This window comes from Brevibacterium senegalense (assembly GCF_000285835.1).
GTDB classification, from domain to species: domain Bacteria; phylum Actinomycetota; class Actinomycetes; order Actinomycetales; family Brevibacteriaceae; genus Brevibacterium; species Brevibacterium senegalense.
This window is the reverse complement of sequence record NZ_HE978608.1, coordinates 1-4,707: the sequence shown is the minus strand read 5'-3', so window position 1 is coordinate 4,707 and position 4,707 is coordinate 1. Positions and strand designations below refer to the sequence as shown.

Genomic DNA, 4,707 nt, shown 5'->3' with positions numbered 1-4,707 from the left:
GGCGGCGTAGACCAGGCCGGCCGGGGTGGGCCGGGACCCGCGGGGGTGCCGGTCCAGCAGAGGTGCGCCGGCCTCGGCCTCGAGGCGGGCGATGAGGCGGCTGGCATTGGGCTGGTGGATCTCCAGGCGGCGGGCACCGGCACCCAGGCTGCCCTCGTCGACGACGGCGACGAAAAGGGCGAGCGCCTGCAGGTTGGGCAGCGGAGTGGCCTCAGATGACATATCAGAATGATATGCCCTGGGACGCATTTCCCGACTACCGCGCGTCACCTCCCCGCGGGAGAGTCGTCACCATGAGTTCACCTGCTTCCCACAACTCGGCGGCACCGGGCAGCGACCATCGGCCTGGCCCAGCCAGTGCGGCTGGCACATCTGGCGCTGCTGGCACGACTGACGACCCGGCCCTTTCCCCCGACCCCCAGGTCGCATCTGGCCCGGAAGTGCAGCAGGTCACTGGCAGCAACCCTTCTTCCGGCCGCCTGCCGGGCATCGCACTGGCCGCAGCGGCGGGCATCGTGGCGACGGTCGTCGGCTCGTTCCTGCCCGGATTCAGTCCATTGCTGCTGGCGATCATCGCGGGGATCGCCGTGGGAAACCTGGTGCCGCTTCCAGGGTCCACGTCGCCGGGCCTCACGTACAGCTCGAAGACGCTGCTGCGTGCCGGCATCGTGCTGCTGGGACTGCAGGTGGTGCTGGGCGACATCCTGGGGCTGGGCCTCGGCATGATCGCAGTCGTCATCGCGATCGTGGCCGGCGGCATCCTGGGCACACTGACGATCGGGAGACTGCTGGGCACGTCGCCCGTGCTCACGATCCTCGTGGCCAGCGGGTTCTCGATCTGCGGTGCGGCCGCAGTGGGGGCAGTCGCGGGCGTCGTCGATCCCAAGCAGAAGAAGGGCGAGGACGTCGCCACTGCCATCGCACTGGTCGTCCTCTTCGGGACGATCATGATCCCGCTGCTGCCGCTCACCGCGCGGCTGCTGGGCCTGGACTCCACGACCGCGGGGCTGTGGGCCGGCGGCGGGATCCACGAGGTCGCCCAGGTCGTGGCCGCCGGCGGAATCCTGGGCGGCAGCGCGCTCACGGTCGCCGTCATCGTCAAGCTGGCCCGCGTCCTCATGCTCGCTCCGGTCATCGCAGTCCTCAGCCTGCAGGCGCGTCGCGCCGCGGGCCGCACGACCGAACGGGGTGCCGCCGGCACCGATGCCGTGGTCGCTGGTCACGAGACTCCGGCCGCCGACTCGCTCTCCCGGCGCAGCGCCGCCGCTCCCTCACCCACCGGTTCCGTCTCGTCGGCCAGCGGCGATCACCCCACGAAGCTGCCGCCCATCGTGCCGCTGTTCGTCGCGGGCTTCCTCGTGATGGTGCTGGTGCGCTCGTTCGTCCCCCTGCCCGAGGCCGCGCTCACCACCGCCGGCCTCGCCCAGACACTGCTCCTGTCCACTGCGATGTTCGCGCTGGGCTGCGGTGTGAAGTTCCGGAACCTCATCCATGTGGGTGCCCGGCCGTTCATCCTCGCCGCACTGTCGACCGTGCTGGTAGCGGGCCTCGCCCTGGGAGGCGTGCTCCTCGTCGGCTGATCCCGGACAGCGCAGAGGAACACACCGTTGAGGAACACGCCACAGAGGAGCATGCCACCGTGGCACCGCCACCGTCAGAACGGCGGCGGATCGTCAGCGGGAGCGGGGTCCCGCGTCGGTCTCGCACCGGATCGGTGCGCGTGACCCACCGGTGCCCTCTGGTGCGACACACCTGCGTCCGCTGAGCGGGCATGATCCAGCAGCCGACCCGGTGGGGTCTCCTCGTCCGTCTCCCCGATGGGAGGCGGCACCGCCGTGGACTTCACGCCCATGGGCAGGACCCAGACGATCTCGTCACCGGAGACACGGCGGAGCCCGATGATGCCCATCGTCTTGAGCTGATGATGGTGCTTGCACAGCGGATGCAGGTTCTCGACCACGGTGAGCCCGCCCTTCGACGGATCCTTCTTCGAGTAGCTGCAGCAGTGGTCGATCTCGCAGGACTCGGCGGGACGACTGCAGCCGGGCGCCGTGCAGCAGCGCCATTTCTGGCGGACCGTCCGTCGCATCCCGGCAGTGGGCTCGTAGGTCTGGGCGATGTCGTCCGTCACGACGCCCGTGGTCGGGTCGGTGAGGATCCGCACCCACGAGGTCGCGTGCGAGGCGATCTCGCGGCACGCAGGCGCCGAGAGAGTCGCGTCCCCCGTCGTCCACCCCGGCGCCTCGTTCATGCCCAGCAGCGTCGAGGCGGGCACCGTCACGTGCACCGCGGCCTGCTTCCGCAGCCACGTCCCGTCCGTGGGGCAGAGGACGTCGATGACCTCATCGGAGTCCGATTCCCGGCCTGCGCCTGCAACTCTCAGGTCCAGCATCCCGGCGTCAGCACTGCCGGCCGCACCGGCGGCAGCGCCCACTCCTTCAGCAGCGCCGCGCCCGGCGACACGCACCTGCGTCTGCGGGCGTGACCCGGCCAGCAGGTCGAACATGAGCTGACTGATGGTCCGGTCGTCCAGCGTCCGGTCCTGCCAGCGATCCGGTCCTGTCCCGTGAGATGCAGACACACCCTGCCCCGCAGACACACCTGTCCCCTGATCGTCCACGCCCAGAGCCGACAGCTCCCGGCGACGGATCGCCCGCGCCGTGGCCCGTGTGCGCTGGAAGAGCGCATCGAGCACATGGACGGGCCCCGTGAGAGTGAGGATCCCGGTGTCATCGTCGCAGCGCTCGAGCCGGACGTTCCGGTTGCGCCGAGGCGCCTCCGGGTCCTCGGGCACGGGGACGAGGCTGCGGATCTGCTTGCGCGTCAGCTTCTCGAACTGATCCATCGAGAGATCCGGACGCATCGCGTCGAGGTACCGGTCCAGCGCGCGGACCTCCGACAGCGGGAGGAGCGCGTCGTCGACCCGGTACCCCAGCCGTGCGATGCGCTCGAAGGCCAGACGCCCCTGCGCCACGGATGCCAGCAGGTTGTGGAACCCCAGGAACCACACGATCGCATGCGCCACCCGGCGCTTCGCGGAGTCACGTTTCGCCTTCCGCATGTGTGCGGACACGATCATGAGGTCCTCCGCGTGCAGCAGACGCCCCGCCTGCGTGGAGATCCGGGGATCCGCGTCGACGTCGGACGCCGACGCGGACTCCTCGAAGAGTCCCTCAGTGGACAGAAACCGGTCCAGTTCGTCCTGCCCGTCCTCACGGCTCAGAACGCGAGCCAGTGCGAACGCCGCCAGCTGCGCGGCCTCGAGCGCCTGGAGGCGGCCCGCATCCTGGTTCGACCCCACCCACTGCTCCATCAGCCCCGACGAGGTGAACTGCGGGCCGTCCTCGGACCGCGCCGTTGCACTCCCGAGACCCGGCTCAGACAACCGACCGAGCTCGACAGACTCGACAGACTCGACGGGAGTCACCGCACCGAAGGTGCCGGCGGCCACCCGTGCGATCGCCTCACGCACCTCGTCGACCGTGAGGATCTGCAGGGCAGGGCGGGGCAGGCGGTCAGGACCGGTGGTCACTCGCGTGGGCCGCTGCATGGGTACTCCTCCGTGCCACTCAGGCCATCATCGAACCTCTCTGTTCGATGTACACCCATGATATTCGATTATGCGTTCGATATTCAACCCCCGAATCGAACGAACTTGATCGAATGCTCACGAATGGTCGGGAGAGCGATGAAGAGCATCAGACGATGACACATCGTGAGGCCCGTTCCGCGGGGACGCAGCATCTGATGCGCCCACGTCAGCGCCCAACGCGGCATGGCACCTCACGGCACGAACGTGACCGGGTCCACCGCCGCATCGTGGGTGTCGCGCAGGTGGCCGCGCAGGGCCTCGGCGAAGCGGACGACGTCCTGCTCGCGCAGCGCGTCGATGAGCTCACGGTGCTCCGCGAGCATCCCCTCGCGCCGTTCGATGAGCCTCTCGCCCTGCCGGAACAGCATGTACCGGCGTCGGTCCGCCAGTCGATCGCTCATCTCCAGCAGCACATCGTTGCCGCCCACCTCGACGAACATCCGGTGGAACCCGGTGGTGGCGTCGATGAAGACGCGCAGATCCTGCGCCGCGAGCGCGTGCGCCTGAGCCTGCAGCGACTCCTCGAGACGCGGCACCAGCCGCTCGATCATCCCGGGCGTCGCCCGCTGCACCGCGGCGGCCTCCAGGACGTACCGGGCGTCGGCGACCTCTGCGATGTCCCGCTCGCTGAGTCCTTTCACCAGGGCGCCGCGCTTGGGGTAGATCGTCACCCACTGCTCGTCCTGCAGCCGTACGAGCGCCGCACGGACAGGCGTCCTGCTCATCCCCAGGCGATCCGCCAGGCCGCTCTCGCCCAGCATCTCGCCGGCGGCGAACTCGCCTTCGAGGATCGCATCGCGCAGATCGCGGTACGCGCGCTCCGCCGCGGAGGACGTACCCTCTGCAGCCGACGATCGCGCCGATGACGCACCCGGCGCGCTCGCCACACCCCGCGCACCCGCCCAACCACTCGTCACCGCGCCACCTCCGTCGATCACCTCGAATGCGCCGGAATGGAAACGCCCGGCGTCGCATCGGACCATTCCTCCCATCCTCCCCTATGACCGCGGCATCCCGTGCCCACGTCGCCGCACACCGACACCCTGCCACTCACTCCACACACAACCGCCCCACAGCACCCCCATCCCTCAACCCGACCGACCACACCCCCCCCC

The 4,707-nt window shown here is 69.6% G+C and carries 4 protein-coding genes; 1 reads left to right on the top strand and 3 read right to left on the bottom strand.

Annotation, left to right across the window (positions count from 1 at the left end):
* On the bottom strand, positions 1 to 222 hold a 222-nt coding region (locus tag HGBR_RS19630), incomplete at its 3' end, for a helix-turn-helix domain-containing protein (RefSeq protein ID WP_147522514.1).
* Positions 223 to 440: 218 nt separating this feature from the next.
* On the opposite strand from HGBR_RS19630, the gene HGBR_RS13400 reads away from it, so the two are divergent.
* Positions 441 to 1,580 (top strand): YeiH family protein, encoded by a 1,140-nt coding sequence (locus HGBR_RS13400; protein ID WP_019159858.1) that lies wholly within the window; start codon positions 441 to 443, stop codon positions 1,578 to 1,580.
* A gap of 74 nt (positions 1,581 to 1,654) precedes the next feature.
* On the opposite strand, the gene HGBR_RS13395 is transcribed toward HGBR_RS13400, so the two are convergent.
* Positions 1,655 to 3,550, bottom strand: a complete 1,896-nt coding sequence (locus HGBR_RS13395; protein ID WP_019159857.1) for an HNH endonuclease signature motif containing protein — start codon at positions 3,548 to 3,550, stop codon at positions 1,655 to 1,657.
* Positions 3,551 to 3,783: 233 nt separating this feature from the next.
* Entirely contained in the window at positions 3,784 to 4,509 is a 726-nt protein-coding gene (locus HGBR_RS13390) for a GntR family transcriptional regulator (protein WP_218915976.1), read from the bottom strand.
* Positions 4,510 to 4,707 lie beyond the last annotated feature (198 nt).